Raw genomic sequence first — 15422 nt, forward strand, 5'->3', positions numbered from 1 at the left:
GACCTGCTCCCTCTCACGACCGGACGAACGGTTCCCGGCACTCCTACAGACGGCAGAACTCGCCGATCCGTGCATCGGGACGCGGCGTGAGCTGCATCACCGCACACCGCCGCCCTTTCGCGTGCCCGCTTTCGGGCGGCGCACCCTGGACGGGGCGCGGCCCGTGGGTTAGCTTCCAGCGCCATGAGGGCGATGGGGAAGACGCGACGACTGATGTCACCGGTACTGTGCGGGGCGGCGCTCGTCGCCGCACTGGCCGCACCGGCGGCCCATGCGGCATCCGGCGGACAGCACGGGCCCGGCCGTGTTCCGGCCTGGACGTCCACCGACACCGCGACCGATGCCCGCTTCCGCGGCCTCGCCGCCGTCAGCAGCCGGACCGCCTGGCTCGCGGGCTCCAAGGGCACGGTGCTGCGCACCACCGACGCAGGCCGGCACTGGCACGACGTCTCCCCGCCCGGCGCGGCGGGGGAGGCGCTGGAGTTCCGCGACATCGAGGCATTCGACGCCCGGCGGGCGGTGGCCCTGGCCATCGGTGAGGGCGAGGCGTCCCGGGTCCTGCGCACGGACGACGGCGGGGCCACCTGGACCGAGTCCTTCCGCAACACCGACGCCCGGGCCTTCTACGACTGCCTCACCTTCTTCGACAGCCGGCACGGTCTGGCCATGAGCGACCCGGTGGACGGCCGGTTCCGCATCCTGTCCACCGACGACGGCGGCGGCAGCTGGAAGGTGCTGCCCGACGCCGGCATGCCGCAGGCCCAGCCCGGTGAGGCGGGATTCGCGGCCAGTGGGCAGTGCCTGGTCAGCTCCGGCCCGAAGGACGTCTGGCTGGCGACGGGCGGCGCGGTCACCGCCAGGGTCCTGCACTCCGCCGACCGCGGCCTGACCTGGACCGCGTCCGCATCGACGATCCCGGCCGGGGACCCGGCCCGGGGCGTCTTCGGCCTCGCCTTCCGTGACCGTACCCACGGCATCGCGGTCGGCGGCGACTACCGCCCCGACCAGCAGTCGCCCCTCGCCTCGGCCCGCACGGCCGACGGCGGCCGCGGCTGGCAGCAGTCGGCCACCGCCCCCGCCGCCTACCGCTCGGGAGTCGCGTGGCTCCCGCACAGCCGGTCGGCCGCGCTGGCCGTCGGCCCCACGGGCACGGACCTCACCACGGACGGCGGGCGCACCTGGCGCACCGTCTCCACGGGTTCGTACGACACGGTGGACTGCACACCGGACGGCAGCTGCTGGGCGGCGGGCGAGCAGGGGCGGGCCGGGCGCGCTGTACTTCGGTGAGCCGCCCCCGACTGCCGGTCCCCCTAAGCTGGCCGGCACCATGACAGCTCTTCAGATGCCTTCCGACGCGGCCGAGGCCCGCGCGATCCAGGACACCCTGCGTGCCCGGGTGGTGCTCGACGAGCCCGGCCCGCCGCCGGGTACCGGCCGGGTGACCGGTGTCGACGTCGCCTACGACGACGAGCGCGATGTCGTGGCCGCGGCGGCCGTCGTGCTCGACGCGGCCACGCTGGAGGTGGTGGCCGAGACCACCGCTGTCGGCCGGATCACCTTCCCGTACGTGCCGGGCCTCCTGGCCTTCCGTGAGATCCCCACCGTGCTCGCGGCCCTGGAGTCCCTGCCGGTCGATCCCGGGCTCGTCGTCTGTGACGGCTACGGCAGGGCCCACCCGCGCCGCTTCGGGCTCGCCAGCCACCTGGGCGTGCTCACCGGACTTCCGGTCATCGGCGTCGCCAAGAACCCGTTCACCTTCACGTACGAACAGCCGGGCCCCCGGCGCGGTGACCGGTCGCCGCTCCTGGACGGGGGCGAGGAGGTGGGCCGGGCGCTGCGCACCCAGGACGGCACCAAGCCGGTGTACGTCTCGGTCGGGCACCGCACCGGCCTGGACAACGCCTGTGCGCACACGCTCCTGCTGGCCCGTGACTTCCGCCAGCCGGAGACGACCCGCAGGGCCGACGCGCTGTGCAGGCGGGCGCTCCGGGAGGCGACGGCCTGACGGGGGGCGGGGGAACCCGCGCCCGGGTGCCTGAGTATCCGTACGGATAGCGCCCGGCGATCATGGTCGGCAGTCTGGACACATGAACGCATCTCGCACGTCCGTCCGCCCCGCACCCCTTCACCCCGCGCAGCGCCATGTGGCGGTCGGCATGCTGATCGGGGGTGCGGTGGCCTTCGTCTGGGCCGGGGCGATGCTGTACACCCTGGCCTCCTGGATCCTGTAGCGGCGCGTCAGCGCGAGGCCGCCACCCGGAAGCGCAGCCCCGCCCCGCGCAGCCGCTCCAGCAGCGCGTCACCCATCGCCACGGCCGTGGTGACCTGCCCCGACGTCGGCGGAAGCTCGTCCAGGGCCAGGCACAGCGCCGAGTGGGCCAGCATCTTCGCCGTCTCGTCGTAGCCCGGATCGCCGCCCGACACCTCGGTGAACACCCGGCGGCCGCCGCCCTCGCCGACGAACCGGACCGTGAACCAGCTGCGCCGCCTGCGCTCCGCGTCCGGGCCCGCGCCGGGCTCGTAGCGCTCCATCAGCCAGCTCCGTGCGGCCGGCAGCTGCGCCGCGCCGAGCAGGGTGCCCAGCGCCGCCGTGCCCCCGAGGGCCACCGGCAGATGCTTGACCGAGGCGTAGTGCCGGTAGCGGAAGTCGGGGCCGTACCGGGGCAGCGCGCGGGCGGACCGTTCGACGATCTGCGCGTCGAGCGTCGGCAGCGGAAGCGCCCAGGTGCCGGTCTCCGCACTGAAGCGCGGAGACCCGAGCGGGGCGTGGACGCGGCGGCCGACCAGACGGGGCTCGTGCAGCCGGCGCTCCTTCGCGGCGCGCAGCATCTGCGGCCCGCGGCCCATCGCGGTGAGTGCCGAGGCGAACGTGCCGCCCGAGAAGACGGCGTTGCTGCGGACGAATCCGTCGATGCGCAGGGGTACGTCCTCGGGCAGCTGCCCGACCGTGAAGTACACGCCGAGATCATGCGGCACGGAGTCGAACCCGCAGGCGTGCACGATGCGGGCCCCGGTCTCGCGTGCCCGGGCGTCGTGCTCCAGATACATCCGGTCGGCGAACTCCGGCTCGCCCGAGAGATCCGCGTAGTCCGTGCCGGCCTCGGCGCAGGCGGCCACCAGCTTCTCCCCGTACCAGACGTACGGGCCGACGGTGGAGGCCACCACATGGGTGGATTCGGCCAGTTCGCGCAGCGCGTCCGCGTCGTCGGAGTCCGCGTGCAGCAGGGGGAGGTCCGCGCACCGCGGATCGAGGGCGGTGAGCCGGGTGCGCAGCTGCTCCAGCTTTGCGCGGTTGCGTCCGGCGAGCGCCCAGCGGCAGCTGTCCGGGGCGTGGGCCGCCAGATACTCCGCGGTGAGCGCGCCCACGAATCCGGTGGCACCGAAGAGGACTACGTCGTAGGGGCGTTGTGCCCCGTTCTGCCTGTTCACGAGTGCCTCCGCGAGGGCCGGTGCCGATATAGCAGCCAGAGGTTAGCGCGGCCCGACGTGGCGGTGTACGGCTGGGAGGGCATCTTGGGGGAGGATCCAGCAGGAGAAGGAACTAAGCGCTTGCTCGGCCCAGGGGGTTGTGCGGAGCGCGGTGCGTTCTTAGCATCATCGATGTTACATCGGTTGTGTCACACCGCTGGGGGCTCGATGGAAACGACAGGGAACGGCCCGCACGGCCCGCTCGACGGCGTGCGGGTGGTCGAGCTGGCGGGCATCGGACCCGGTCCGTTCGCCGCGATGCTGCTCGCCGATCTGGGTGCCGATGTGGTGCGGGTCGACCGGCCCGGCGGTGCCGGGCTCGGCATCGACCCCGCCCGCGACCTCACCAACCGCAACAAGCGCTCCGTCCTCGTCGACCTCAAGGCCGCGTCCGGTCCGGACACGGTCCTGGACCTGGTCGAACGCGCCGACATCCTGATCGAGGGCTACCGGCCGGGCGTCGCCGAGCGCCTGGGAGTCGGCCCCGGCGCCTGTCTGGCCCGCAATCCGCAGCTCGTCTACGGACGGATGACCGGCTGGGGCCAGGACGGGCCGCTCGCCGAACGCGCCGGGCACGACATCGCCTACATCGCCCTCACCGGCACCCTCTCCATGATCGGCAAGCCGGGGGAGCCGCCCACCGTGCCGGCCAACCTGGTCGGCGACTACGCGGGCGGCTCGCTCTATCTCGTCGTCGGCGTCCTCGCCGCCCTCCAGCACGCCCGTACCCCCGGCGGCACCGGACAGGTCGTCGACGCGGCGATCGTCGACGGCGCCGCACACCTGTCCACGATGATCCACGGCATGCTGGCGGCCGGTGGCTGGCAGGACCGGCGCGGTTCCAACCTCCTGGACGGCGGCTGCCCGTTCTACGGCTCGTACGAGACCGCCGACGGCGAGTACATGGCCGTCGGCCCGCTCGAGAAGCGCTTCTACGACGAGTTCACCGACCTCCTCGGCATCGGGGAAACCGCCCCCGACCGGGGCGACATCTCCCGCTGGGACGAGCTGCGCACCATGGTCGCCGACCGCTTCCGCACCCGCACCCGTGCCGAGTGGACCGAGGTCTTCGACGGCTCCGATGCCTGCGTGGCACCCGTTCTCTCGCTCCGCGAGGCACCGCACCACCCGCACCTCGCCGCCCGCTCCACCTTCGTCGAGCACAGCGGACTCACCCAGCCCGCGCCCGCGCCCCGGTTCTCGGCCACGCCCTCCTCGGTGTACAGCGGCCCGGCGCAGCCGGGCGCGGACACCGAGGCCGTGGCCGCCGACTGGGACGTGCCGGCCCTGCGGACCACCCGGAAGGACACCACCGACTGATGCAGCGGCAGATCTTCACCGAAGAGCACGACGCGTTCCGCGAAGCCGTCCGCACCTTCCTGGCCAAGGAAGTCCTCCCGTACTACGAGCAGTGGGAGAAGGACGGCATCGTCGCGCGCGAGGCCTGGCTCGCGGCAGGCCGGCAGGGGCTGCTCGGCCTCGCCGTTCCCGAGGAGTACGGAGGCGGCGGCAACGCCGACTTCCGCTACAGCGCCGTGCTGGCCGAGGAGTTCACCCGGGCAGGCGCCCCGGGCCTCGCGCTCGGACTGCACAACGACATCATCGGCCCCTACCTCACCGGTCTCGGCACCGAGGAGCAGAAGCGGCGCTGGCTGCCCGGATTCTGCAGCGGTGAGATCATCACCGCCATCGCGATGACCGAGCCCGGCGCGGGCTCGGACCTCCAGGGCATCCGCACCACCGCCGAGGACAAGGGCGACCACTGGCTGCTGAACGGCTCCAAGACGTTCATCTCCAACGGCATCCTCGCCGACCTGGTCGTCGTGGTCGCGAAGACCACCCCCGAGGGCGGCGCCAAGGGGCTCTCGCTGATCGTCGTCGAGCGCGGCAGCGAGGGCTTCGAGCGGGGCCGCAACCTCGACAAGATCGGTCAGAAGTCGCAGGACACCGCCGAACTGTTCTTCAACGACGTGCGCGTCCCCAAGGAGAACCTCCTCGGCGAGCTGGACGGCGCCTTCATCCACCTGATGACCAACCTGGCCCAGGAGCGGATGGGCATAGCCGTCGCCGGGATCGCCGCCGCCGAACATCTGCTGGAGATCACCACCGCGTACGTCAAGGAGCGCGAGGCCTTCGGGCGGCCGCTCTCCAAGCTCCAGCACATCCGCTTCGAGATCGCGGAGATGGCCACCGAGTGCGCCGTCACCCGGACCTTCCTCGACCGGTGCATCGTCGACCACTCGGACGGGACGCTCGATGCCGTACACGCCTCCATGGCGAAGTGGTGGGCGACCGAACTGCAAAAGCGCGTCGCCGACCGCTGCCTGCAACTGCACGGCGGATACGGGTACATGGCCGAGTTCCCGGTGGCCAGGGCGTTCACCGACGGCCGTATCCAGACCATCTACGGCGGCACGACCGAGATCATGAAGGAGATCATCGGCCGCTCGCTGCTCGCCTGAACCCGGCCGGGCCGGCCGGCCCGGCCGGGCCGGCCGGCCCGGCCGGCCCGACCTGTCCGGCCTGACCTCTGCCCGCCCGGCGTCTGCCGGGCCACCGCTCCTCCGGGGCACCTCCTCCTGTGCGCCACCACCCTCGAAAGGCAGCTGTCTTGAGTACCGAAGCGTTCGTCTACGACGCGATCCGCACCCCGCGCGGCCGCGGCAAGTCCAACGGCGCCCTGCACGGCACCAAGCCGATCGACCTCGTCGTCGGCCTGATCCACGAGATCCGCAGCCGCTTCCCCGGCCTGGACCCGGCAGCCATCGACGACATCGTGCTCGGTGTGGTCAGCCCGCTCGGTGACCAGGGCTCCGACATCGCCCGCATCGCCGCCATCGCGGCCGGCCTCCCGGACACCGTCGCGGGCGTTCAGGAGAACCGCTTCTGTGCCTCGGGCCTGGAGGCCGTCAACCTGGCCGCCGCCAAGGTCCGTTCGGGCTGGGAGGACCTCATCCTCGCCGGCGGCGTCGAGTCGATGTCGCGGGTGCCGATGGGCTCGGACGGCGGTGCCTGGGCGATGGACCCGATGACGAACTACGAGACCGGCTTCGCACCGCAGGGCGTCGGCGCCGACCTCATCGCGACCATCGAGGGGTTCTCGCGCCGCGATGTCGACGAGTTCGCCGCCCTGTCGCAGGAGCGGGCCGCCGAGGCGTGGAAGGACAACCGCTTCGCGCGCTCCGTCGTCCCCGTGAAGGACCGCAACGGTCTTGTCGTCCTCGACCACGACGAGCACATGCGGCCCGGCACCACCGCAGACTCCCTCGCGGCGCTCAAGCCGTCGTTCGCGGCGATCGGGGAGATGGGCGGCTTCGACGCGGTCGCGCTCCAGAAGTACCACTGGGTGGAGAAGATCGACCACGTCCACCACGCGGGCAACTCATCCGGCATCGTCGACGGGGCCGCGCTGGTCGCGATCGGCTCCAAGGAGATCGGGGAGCGCTACGGCCTCACCCCGCGTGCCCGGATCGTCTCCGCCGCCGTCTCCGGCTCCGAGCCCACCATCATGCTCACCGGTCCGGCGCCCGCCACCCGCAAGGCGCTCGCCAAGGCCGGGCTGACCATCGACGACATCGACCTCGTCGAGATCAACGAGGCCTTCGCCGGCGTCGTCCTGCGCTTCGCCCGGGACATGGGGCTCTCCCTCGACAAGATCAACGTCAACGGCGGCGCCATCGCGCTCGGCCACCCGCTCGGCGCGACCGGCGCGATGATCCTCGGCACGCTCATCGACGAGCTGGAGCGCCGGGACAAGCGCTACGGCCTCGCCACCCTCTGCGTCGGCGGCGGCATGGGCGTCGCCACCGTCATCGAGCGTCTCTGACCGTCCCCGGCCATCCCTGTTTACGGAGAAGAAGAGTCATGACCGAGAGCACGACCATCCGCTGGGAACAGGACGGCACCGGCGTCGTCACCCTCGTCCTCGACGACCCGAACCAGTCCGCCAACACGATGAACCAGGCCTTCAAGGACTCCATCGCGGCCGTCGCGGAGCGCGCCGAGGCCGAGAAGGACTCCATCCGCGGCATCATCTACACCTCCGCCAAGAAGACGTTCTTCGCCGGCGGCGACCTCAAGGACATGATCAAGGTCGGCCCGGAGAACGCCCAGGCCGTCTTCGACACCGGCACCGCGATCAAGAGCTCGCTGCGCCGCATCGAGACCCTCGGCAAGCCCGTCGTCGCCGCCATCAACGGCGCGGCCCTCGGGGGCGGTTACGAGATCGCGCTCGCCTCCCACCACCGTGTCGCCCTCGACGCACCCGGCTCCCGGATCGGCCTGCCCGAGGTCACCCTCGGCCTGCTGCCCGCGGGGGGCGGTGTCACGCGCACCGTACGGCTCATGGGCATCGCCGACGCGCTGCTGAAGGTCCTCCTCCAGGGCACCCAGTACACGCCGCAGCGCGCACTGGAGAACGGCCTGGTCCACGAAGTCGCGGCCACCCCGCAGGAGATGCTGGAGAAGGCCCGCGCCTTCATCGACGCCCACCCCGAGTCGCAGCAGCCCTGGGACGTCAAGGGCTACCGGATCCCCGGCGGCACCCCGTCGAACCCGAAGTTCGCCGCCAACCTGCCGGCCTTCCCCTCGAACCTGAAGAAGCAGCTCGCGGGCGCCCCTATGCCGGCGCCGCGCAACATCCTGGCCGCGGCCGTCGAGGGCTCGCAGGTCGACTTCGAGACCGCCCTGACCATCGAGGCCCGGTACTTCACCGAGCTGGTCACCGGCCAGGTCTCGAAGAACATGATCCAGGCGTTCTTCTTCGACCTCCAGGCCGTCAACTCCGGCGCCAGCCGCCCCCAGGGCATCGAGGAGCGCCAGGTCCGCAAGGTCGCCGTCCTCGGCGCCGGGATGATGGGTGCGGGCATCGCCTACTCCTGCGCGCGGGCCGGCATCGAGGTCGTCCTCAAGGACGTCTCCACGGAGGCTGCCGCGAAGGGCAAGGCGTACAGCGAGAAGCTGCTCGACAAAGCGCTCTCCCGGGGCCGCACGACCGAGGCGAAGCGGGACGAGCTGCTGGCCCGCATCACCCCGACCGGTGACCCGGCCGACCTCGCGGGCTGCGACGCCGTCATCGAGGCCGTCTTCGAGGACACCGCGCTCAAGCACAAGGTGTTCCAGGAGATCCAGGACATCATCGAGCCCGACGCCCTGCTGTGCTCCAACACCTCCACGCTGCCCATCACGGCACTGGCCGAAGGGGTCGAGCGTCCCGCCGACTTCATCGGGCTGCACTTCTTCTCGCCCGTCGACAAGATGCCGCTCGTCGAGATCATCAAGGGCGAGAAGACCGGCGACGAGGCCCTGGCCCGCGCCTTCGACCTGGTCCGCCGGATCAAGAAGACGCCGATCGTCGTCAACGACTCACGCGGCTTCTTCACCTCGCGCGTCATCGGTCAGTTCATCAACGAGGGTGTCGCGATGGTCGGTGAGGGCGTCGAGCCGGCCTCCGTCGAGCAGGCCGCCGCGCAGGCGGGCTACCCGGCCAAGGTGCTCTCCCTGATGGACGAGCTGACGCTCACCCTGCCCCGCAAGATCCGCAACGAGACCCGCAAGGCCGTCGAGGAGGCGGGCGGCAGCTGGGCCGCCCACCCCGCGGACGTGGTCATCGACCGGATGGTCGACGAGTTCGGGCGCCCCGGACGCAGCGGCGGCGCGGGCTTCTACGAGTACGACGAGAACGGGAAGCGCACCCGCCTCTGGCCCGGCCTGCGGGAGCACTTCGGCAAGCCGGACACGGAGATCTCCTTCACCGACATGCAGGAGCGCATGCTCTTCTCGGAGGCCCTGGACAGCGTCCGCTGCCTGGAGGAGAACGTCCTGATCACCGTCGCCGACGCCAACATCGGCTCCATCATGGGCATCGGCTTCCCGGCGTGGACCGGTGGCGTGCTCCAGTACATCAACGGGTACGAGGGCGGCCTGCCCGGCTTCGTGGCCCGCGCCCAAGAGCTCGCCGAACGGTACGGCGACCGGTTCCTGCCGCCCGCCCTGCTCGTGGCGAAGGCGGAGAAGGGCGAGACCTTCCACGACTGACTTTCCACGACTGACGACGCCGCGACGGGCCGCACCCATCGGTGTGGCCCGTCCGGCTGCTACTCGGCCGCGAAGGCGGCCCGCAGCTCCTCCTTGAGCGAGCGCTGGAACGCCGTCACCAGGGCCTGAAGCACGATCGGCTGCATATGCGCGGACAGCGACTTCATGGTCTTGAGATGCTCGGGATCCGACTCCCGCTCCCGGTACGGATTCCACACCTCGTCCCGGAACAGCCGGGTCAGCTCGTGCGCGGCCGAGCGGGTGTGCTCCAGCAGGACCGTACGGGCGGCGAGGATCGTCTCGTGCGCGATCGGTACGTCGAGCAGCTCCACCCCGAGCCGCAGCAGCCCCGGATCCACCCGGTACACACCCTCACCCGTACCGGAGCGCTCCAGCACGCCCATCGCCGCCAGCCGGTCGATGTCCTGCTCGGCCAGCTGCCGTCCCGCACGTCGCTCCAGTTCCGTCCGGGTCGTCTCCTGTGCCGAATCGGGCGCCCAGGAGGCCACCAGCGCACGGTGGATCGCCAGATCGTGGGCGCTCAGATCGGGCGGCAGCTGCTCCAGATAGCGTTCGATCGCGGCCAGCGTCATGCCCTGGTGCTGGAGCTCCTCGATGAGCGCCAGCCGGGAGAGGTGGTCGTGCCCGTAGTGCCCGACCCGGCGCGGCCCGATGACCGGGGGCGGCAGCAGCCCCCGGGTGCTGTAGAAACGCACCGTGCGCACGGTCACCCCGGCGCGTGCCGCCAGCTCGTCGACGGTGAGCGTCGGCTCCTCGGCCCCGGTCGCCATATCTGCTCCTCGTGTCCGGCCCTGCGGATGAGACGCTGTGCGGGTGCGTCACCCCGGTGGAACAGTATTGCTGTCTCACCAGTGATGTGAAAATGCCTCGCTGCCGGCCGGTGGCGGCGCGTAGCCTGCTGCCGTGTCCGGGATCAGATACGTACAGGGGGACGCGACCTCGCCTCACGGCAAGGGCGTCAAGGTGATCGTCCACGTCTGCAACGATCTCGGCGGCTGGGGCAAGGGGTTCGTCCTGGCCCTCTCGCGCCGGTGGCCGGAGCCGGAAGCGGCGTACCGCCGGTGGCACCGCGAGCGCGCGGGCAACGACTTCGGCCTCGGGGCGGCCCAGTTCGTCCAGGTGAGCCCGTACATATGGGTGGCGAACGCGGTGGGACAACGCGGTATGCGTACGGGCAGCAACGGGGTTCCGGTGCGCTACGAGGCGATCGGCACGGCGCTGGGAGCCGTGGCCGAGCGCGCCGCCGAGCTGGGGGCCTCGGTCCACATGCCGCGGATCGGCTGCGGTCTCGCGGGCGGGAAGTGGTCCCGGATCGAGCCGCTGATCGAGCAGCGGCTGGTGGCCCGGGATATCGCGGTGACGGTGTACGACTTCGGCCCGTAGGGTCCGTGGGGCCGCGTGCGGAGCCGGACATGTCCAACGGGAGGGGACCCTGCTGTGGGCGGGAACGAGGGGAGCGGGCCCAAGGCCGGGCAGCCGCCGCGCGGCTATGCCTTCCGGGCCTGCCGGGGCCACGAGGACCACGCTGCGATGGCCGCTGTGCGGCTGGGCCCGGCGCCCGAACGAGTTCGTGCGCTACCGGAAGCCGGTCGCCGCCTGAACGGCCGCCGCAGGGGCGCCCTCCGGTCAGCAGGTTCCTCCGCCCCGCCGGGCTCCGGAGGACCCCCGCCCCGCTGTTACAGGATGACGGAACGGGTCACTCTGTAGCGCACCCGCCTTCTATGGTGGGGTGGAGCCGACACAACGGGGAGGGCCCATGACGGCACGGAGCGCCGACGAGTCACTGCTGGCCCTGGTGCTCCGCGGCAGCCCGCCCTCCGACGCGCTGAGCGAGCAGATCCTGGACGCCGCACGCGAGCAGTTCATGACCTTCGGGCTGCGCCGCTCCACCGTCGATGACGTCGCCAAGCGCGCCGGGGTCTCGCGGGTGACCGTGTACCGGCGGATCGGCAACAAGGACAGCCTCGTCTCCGCCTGCCTGCTGCGTGAGTACCGCCGGTTCGTCGTCGAGGTGGACGACGCGGTGGCCGCGCTGCCCACGACGGAGGACCGGCTCGTCGAGGGCTTCACCGCCGTGCTCCGGCACATCCGCGAGCATCCGCTCATCGGCGGTCTGCTGCGGCTGGAGCCCGAGACCATGCTGCCGTTCCTGACCGTGGAGAGCGGACCGGCCTTCCTCGCCATCCGTGAGTACCTGGCCGGCCGCCTGAGCGAGGCGCGGCGTGCGGAGGGCCGGCCGGTGAGCGATCCGACCCCCGTGGCCGAACTGATGGTGCGGATCACCGTCTCCTTCCTCCTCAATCCCGTCAGCTGTTTCGAGCTGGACGACGACACCCAGGTGCGGGAGTTCGCCCGCCGCTGTCTGGTTCCGCTGCTCGCGGCGGGATAGGGGAGACCTCCGGCTCTGCTCGCCGTGGGCCGGCGGACGGCTCCGCCTCGCCGGGCAGCGGCTCCAGGGGGCGGCTGCGCGCCCAGTGCGGCCCGAGGTCGTCCAGCCGCCAGCCGAAGGGGTACGAACGGGGCTGCGGGCGCGAGGGGAACCGGCGCGGCCGGGCCGGCAGCCGGCGTACACAGCGCGCACGCAGCCGCAGCGCCGCCGATGCCGAGGCCTGTGCCCACCGCGGCTGCGGCCGGAAACCCAGCGCCGTCAGCAGCGGCTCGTCCAGCAGCGCGAGCGAGAACCTCGCCACGAGAGGGCGCAGCGGACGCGGGTACCAGCTCGCCATGACCCGGAAGGTGGCGTTCGCGACCCGCCGGTTCGCCGGGTCGTAGGCGAACATCCGCTCCTCGTAGGAGTCGAGCAGCCGCTCGAACCCCTCGTAGGTCTCGGGTGCGCCTTCGATGCCCATCATCGCGGCCGTCTTCCGGCCGGCTTCCACCAGTGCCTGGATCTCCTGCTCGCACAGGGGGCGCCAGCCGAACCGGTCGATCCAGCGCTTCGGCCCCACGACCGTGGTCGCCAGGACATAGCGGAAGTCGTCGTTCGGGATGCGGTACTTGCCGTGGATCCGGTTGAGATGACGCGCCGCGGCCCGGGCCCGCTCCGAGTCGAAGCCGTCGGCGGCCATCTCGTACCCGATCAGCACCGTGTCGTCGTAACGCTTCTGCCCGGCCCGTTCGAACTCCTGGGTCCGGTCCAGGAGCACGGATATCCGGGGGACCCCGTAATCCCGGAGGAAGGCGACACTCACCCCCTGCCGGTAGTCCCAGGGGAACTCGTACTGCGAGATCAGCCGGAGGATCTCGGCGTAGTCGCGCGCCGGATCCATCCGGCGGATCTCGCGCAGGCGGCTGTATCGGCCCATGGTGCGCACTCCCTGTCCGTATGCCGACTCCCGACGGGACCGCTCCTGTGCGTTGTCGTGCTGTGTCGGACCAACTCCCTTGATCCGCAAGGGATGTGATGGGCCGTCTGGTCGAGGAGTCAAAGTTACAAATACTATTGACTTGTTTCATGGGTCCCGTCAACACCATCGGCGAAGGGGTGCCCGGCAAGGCGGCCGGGGGCCGGTGCGCATCCCTCCCGGAGGGCTCGCATACTGGATCACGCAGGGGCCGGGCGCGTGAGCCGTGCGGCCGCCGACCGCAGGGAGCACCTGATGAGCAGCGCCGCAGCCAGAGAGGCCGATCCCGTACCGCCCCCGCCCGGTGGTGTGCTGTGGAGCATGTCGGGCGACATCCGGGCCCTGCTGATGCTGCCCGCCGCTCTCACCCTCCAGGTCGCGCACCCTGCCGTCGGTGCGGGCGTCGACGAGCACTCCGTCTTCCGCACCGACCCGTGGGGGCGCGGCGAGCGCTCGCTGAGCTCGCTCCAGCTCTGGGTGTACGGAGGTGAGGAGGCCGCCGAGGAGGGGCGCAGGCTCCGCCGGCTGCACCGCACCATCCGGGGGACCGACACCCGGGGCCGCCCCTACCACGCACTGTCACCGGCGAACTACTCCTGGGTGCACGCCACCGGCTTCCCCGTCTTCCGGCATGGCGCGCGCTATCTGATCCGGCCGCTCACCCCGGCGCAGGAACGCGCGCTGTACCGGGAGTGGCTCCAGGTGGGCCGCGTGCTGGGCATCCACGACCGGGACATGCCGCAGACGGTCGAGGAGTTCTGGCCGTACTACCGCAAGATGCTCGCCACCGAGGTCGAACGGACCGTCGTCGTGGACGAGCTCGTCGCCGCCGGCAGCCCCGTGCCGCCGCCCGACCGGGGCCCGCTGCCGCTGCGGCTCCTGCTCGGCGTCCTGTGGCCGGTGCTGCTGCCGCCGCTCGCCCGGTTCCGCGGCTTCCTGACCGTGGGGCTGATGCCGCCGGATGCACGTGAGGCGATCGGTCTGGAGTGGACGCAGGCGCAGGAGCGCAGACTGCGGCGGTTCTGCGCCGTGCTGCGGGTGGTGGTCCCGGTGCTGCCGGAGCGGGTCCGCTATCTGCCACGGGCGCGCCGGGCCCGGGCGGCGCACCGCGCAGCGGGACGGCGGACCGCGACGGCCCGTACCCCGCAGGCCTGACCGGCACCGTGCCCGGCTGCCGCACGGCCCGGAACCGTTGTGCGCACGAGTCTGTTGCGCGGGCTGCGCGCGGGGGTACCTTCCGCCCATGCCGACGCCTGCGCGGGGGGCCCGCCCGACATACCGGCCGCTCGCACTGGCGGCCGTGGCCGCCGTACTGGCCGTCCCGGTTGCCACCGCGCCCTCCGAAGCGGTGCACGCCCCGCCGCGTACCGGCTTCGAGTCCGCCGCGGGGGCGCACTGGACCGGTGCGGCGGAGGAACGCTCCCTGCTGGCGGCGGTCGACCGTCACAGCGACCGGGTGTCCGTGGAGCGGATCGGTACGACGAAGCAGGGGCGCCCCCTGCGCCTCGTGCGGATCGGCGGCCGTGCTCCCGCCACCCTCACCGTGCTGCTGGTCTGCGGCCAGCACGGCGACGAACCCGGCGGCCGCGAGGCCTGCCTGACGACGATCCGCGACCTCGGCCACTCCACCGGCCCCAGGACGCGCGCCTTCCTCTCCCGGACCGAGATCCTCGTCCTTCCCACCGCCAACCCCGACGGGCTGGCCGCTGGAACCCGGGGCAACTCTGACGGCATGGACATCAACCGTGACCACATCGCCCTGCGGACCGCCGAGGCCCGCGCCCTCGCGGCAGTCGTCCGGGACCACGAACCCGATGTGATCGTGGACTTGCACGAGTACGCGGCGACCCCGCCGTACTACGAGAAGGACCTCTACGTCCTGTGGCCGCGCAATCCCAACACCGACGGCCGGCTGCACGAGGAGTCCCGTCTCCTGTCCGAACAGTGGGTACGGCCCGCCGAGCGGGACGCCGGATTCAGCAGTGGCCACTACGGCATCTGGACCGATCCGGTCACCGGCGAACCGGTCAGTCAGGAGGCGGGAGACGGCCAGGAGCGCATCCTGCGCAACACCGCGGGCATCAAGCACGCGGTCGCGCTGCTGGCCGAATCCCGTACGGACCCGCTCTCCGACGCCGAACGGGCCGACCCCGCACTCGGCCGCCGCCGCCGGGTGAGCACCCAACTCGCCGCACTCGAAGGGCTGTTCCGGTACGCGGACGAGAGGCGCGACCGCATCCGGGCCGCCACCGCCGGCTCCCGGGCCGCAGGGTTCACCGGCCGGGGGCCCGTGTATCTCGGGGGAGCGGACAACGAGCCGGCGGCGCCGGACCGGATCCTCGCCGACCCGCCCTGCGGATACCGGCTCACGGCGGACGGCTTCGCTGCCGTGGGGGACGAACTCGCCCTCCACGGCGTCGTTTCCCGGCCCGACGGTGACGGTGTGTATGTGTCCATGCGGCAGTCCGCGCGGAAGCTGATCCCGCTCCTCCTGGACGAGCGGGCGACATTTCACCTCGTAAACGGTCAACCCGATACCGCTTGTTGATCCCG

The 15422-nt window shown here is 71.9% G+C and carries 14 protein-coding genes; 11 read left to right on the forward strand and 3 right to left on the reverse strand.

What is annotated here, in order from left to right; genetic code table 11:
- The first annotated feature begins 213 nt into the window (after window positions 1–213).
- The 3 genes from OG782_RS32865 (at window position 214) to mmpA (ending at window position 2231) form a co-directional block, all read left to right on the forward strand.
- Entirely contained in the window at window positions 214–1287 is a 1074-nt protein-coding gene (locus tag OG782_RS32865) for a WD40/YVTN/BNR-like repeat-containing protein (protein ID WP_406457278.1), read from the forward strand.
- A 55-nt stretch (window positions 1288–1342) separates the two neighbouring features.
- Window positions 1343–2005: an endonuclease V gene (locus OG782_RS32870; protein WP_406459398.1), complete on the forward strand. Its 663-nt coding sequence runs from the start codon at window positions 1343–1345 to the stop codon at window positions 2003–2005.
- Between the two features lie 82 nt (window positions 2006–2087).
- The gene (mmpA, locus tag OG782_RS32875) at window positions 2088–2231 is read left to right on the forward strand and encodes a morphogenic membrane protein MmpA (RefSeq protein WP_406457280.1); all 144 of its coding nucleotides are present in this window, start codon (window positions 2088–2090) and stop codon (window positions 2229–2231) included.
- 7 nt (window positions 2232–2238) lie between these two features.
- On the opposite strand, the gene OG782_RS32880 is transcribed toward mmpA, so the two are convergent.
- The gene (locus OG782_RS32880; protein ID WP_406457281.1) at window positions 2239–3429 is read right to left on the reverse strand and encodes a saccharopine dehydrogenase family protein; all 1191 of its coding nucleotides are present in this window, start codon (window positions 3427–3429) and stop codon (window positions 2239–2241) included.
- 207 nt (window positions 3430–3636) lie between these two features.
- Between OG782_RS32880 and OG782_RS32885 the strand changes: the two genes are divergently transcribed.
- The 4 genes from OG782_RS32885 (at window position 3637) to OG782_RS32900 (ending at window position 9504) form a co-directional block, all read left to right on the forward strand.
- Window positions 3637–4788, forward strand: coding sequence for a CaiB/BaiF CoA transferase family protein (locus OG782_RS32885; protein WP_406457283.1), 1152 nt, complete (start codon window positions 3637–3639; stop codon window positions 4786–4788).
- Window positions 4788–5930, forward strand: coding sequence for an acyl-CoA dehydrogenase family protein (locus OG782_RS32890; RefSeq protein ID WP_406457285.1), 1143 nt, complete (start codon window positions 4788–4790; stop codon window positions 5928–5930). Before OG782_RS32885 ends, OG782_RS32890 begins: the two co-directional genes overlap by 1 nt.
- 149 nt (window positions 5931–6079) lie before the next feature.
- Entirely contained in the window at window positions 6080–7294 is a 1215-nt protein-coding gene (locus tag OG782_RS32895) for an acetyl-CoA C-acetyltransferase (RefSeq protein ID WP_406457287.1), read from the forward strand.
- A gap of 38 nt (window positions 7295–7332) precedes the next feature.
- Window positions 7333–9504: a 3-hydroxyacyl-CoA dehydrogenase NAD-binding domain-containing protein gene (locus tag OG782_RS32900; protein WP_406457289.1), complete on the forward strand. Its 2172-nt coding sequence runs from the start codon at window positions 7333–7335 to the stop codon at window positions 9502–9504.
- A 59-nt stretch (window positions 9505–9563) separates the two neighbouring features.
- Here OG782_RS32900 and OG782_RS32905 read toward each other — a convergent pair whose 3' ends face one another.
- The gene (locus OG782_RS32905) at window positions 9564–10295 is read right to left on the reverse strand and encodes a MerR family transcriptional regulator (RefSeq protein WP_406457291.1); all 732 of its coding nucleotides are present in this window, start codon (window positions 10293–10295) and stop codon (window positions 9564–9566) included.
- A gap of 133 nt (window positions 10296–10428) precedes the next feature.
- Between OG782_RS32905 and OG782_RS32910 the strand changes: the two genes are divergently transcribed.
- Both OG782_RS32910 and OG782_RS32915 read left to right on the forward strand, forming a co-directional pair.
- The gene (locus OG782_RS32910; protein ID WP_406457293.1) at window positions 10429–10908 is read left to right on the forward strand and encodes a macro domain-containing protein; all 480 of its coding nucleotides are present in this window, start codon (window positions 10429–10431) and stop codon (window positions 10906–10908) included.
- A 373-nt stretch (window positions 10909–11281) separates the two neighbouring features.
- Complete coding sequence (locus OG782_RS32915; protein ID WP_406457295.1) at window positions 11282–11914, forward strand: TetR/AcrR family transcriptional regulator; 633 nt, start codon at window positions 11282–11284, stop codon at window positions 11912–11914.
- Here OG782_RS32915 and OG782_RS32920 read toward each other — a convergent pair.
- Complete coding sequence (locus tag OG782_RS32920) at window positions 11832–12830, reverse strand: oxygenase MpaB family protein (RefSeq protein ID WP_406457297.1); 999 nt, start codon at window positions 12828–12830, stop codon at window positions 11832–11834. The two genes, OG782_RS32915 and OG782_RS32920, sit on opposite strands and share 83 nt — an antisense overlap.
- Before the next feature lie 294 nt (window positions 12831–13124).
- Between OG782_RS32920 and OG782_RS32925 the strand changes: the two genes are divergently transcribed.
- Both OG782_RS32925 and OG782_RS32930 read left to right on the forward strand, forming a co-directional pair.
- The gene (locus tag OG782_RS32925) at window positions 13125–14024 is read left to right on the forward strand and encodes an oxygenase MpaB family protein (RefSeq protein WP_406457299.1); all 900 of its coding nucleotides are present in this window, start codon (window positions 13125–13127) and stop codon (window positions 14022–14024) included.
- An 88-nt stretch (window positions 14025–14112) separates the two neighbouring features.
- Window positions 14113–15417, forward strand: coding sequence for a M14 family metallocarboxypeptidase (locus OG782_RS32930; RefSeq protein WP_406457301.1), 1305 nt, complete (start codon window positions 14113–14115; stop codon window positions 15415–15417).
- Window positions 15418–15422: the final 5 nt, after the last annotated feature.

Origin of the sequence: Streptomyces sp. NBC_00876 (assembly GCF_045207435.1) — a bacterium.
GTDB lineage: Bacteria > Actinomycetota > Actinomycetes > Streptomycetales > Streptomycetaceae > Streptomyces.

Coding starts and splice junctions, on each gene's coding strand:
- OG782_RS32925 (WP_406457299.1), top strand. CDS start 13,125: ATGAGCAGCGCCGCAGCCAGAGAGGCCGATCCCGTACCGCCCCCGCCC.
- OG782_RS32900 (WP_406457289.1), top strand. CDS start 7,333: ATGACCGAGAGCACGACCATCCGCTGGGAACAGGACGGCACCGGCGTC.
- OG782_RS32905 (WP_406457291.1), bottom strand. CDS start 10,295: ATGGCGACCGGGGCCGAGGAGCCGACGCTCACCGTCGACGAGCTGGCG.
- OG782_RS32915 (WP_406457295.1), top strand. CDS start 11,282: ATGACGGCACGGAGCGCCGACGAGTCACTGCTGGCCCTGGTGCTCCGC.
- OG782_RS32920 (WP_406457297.1), bottom strand. CDS start 12,830: ATGGGCCGATACAGCCGCCTGCGCGAGATCCGCCGGATGGATCCGGCG.
- OG782_RS32890 (WP_406457285.1), top strand. CDS start 4,788: ATGCAGCGGCAGATCTTCACCGAAGAGCACGACGCGTTCCGCGAAGCC.
- OG782_RS32865 (WP_406457278.1), top strand. CDS start 214: ATGTCACCGGTACTGTGCGGGGCGGCGCTCGTCGCCGCACTGGCCGCA.
- mmpA (WP_406457280.1), top strand. CDS start 2,088: ATGAACGCATCTCGCACGTCCGTCCGCCCCGCACCCCTTCACCCCGCG.
- OG782_RS32885 (WP_406457283.1), top strand. CDS start 3,637: ATGGAAACGACAGGGAACGGCCCGCACGGCCCGCTCGACGGCGTGCGG.
- OG782_RS32870 (WP_406459398.1), top strand. CDS start 1,343: ATGCCTTCCGACGCGGCCGAGGCCCGCGCGATCCAGGACACCCTGCGT.
- OG782_RS32930 (WP_406457301.1), top strand. CDS start 14,113: ATGCCGACGCCTGCGCGGGGGGCCCGCCCGACATACCGGCCGCTCGCA.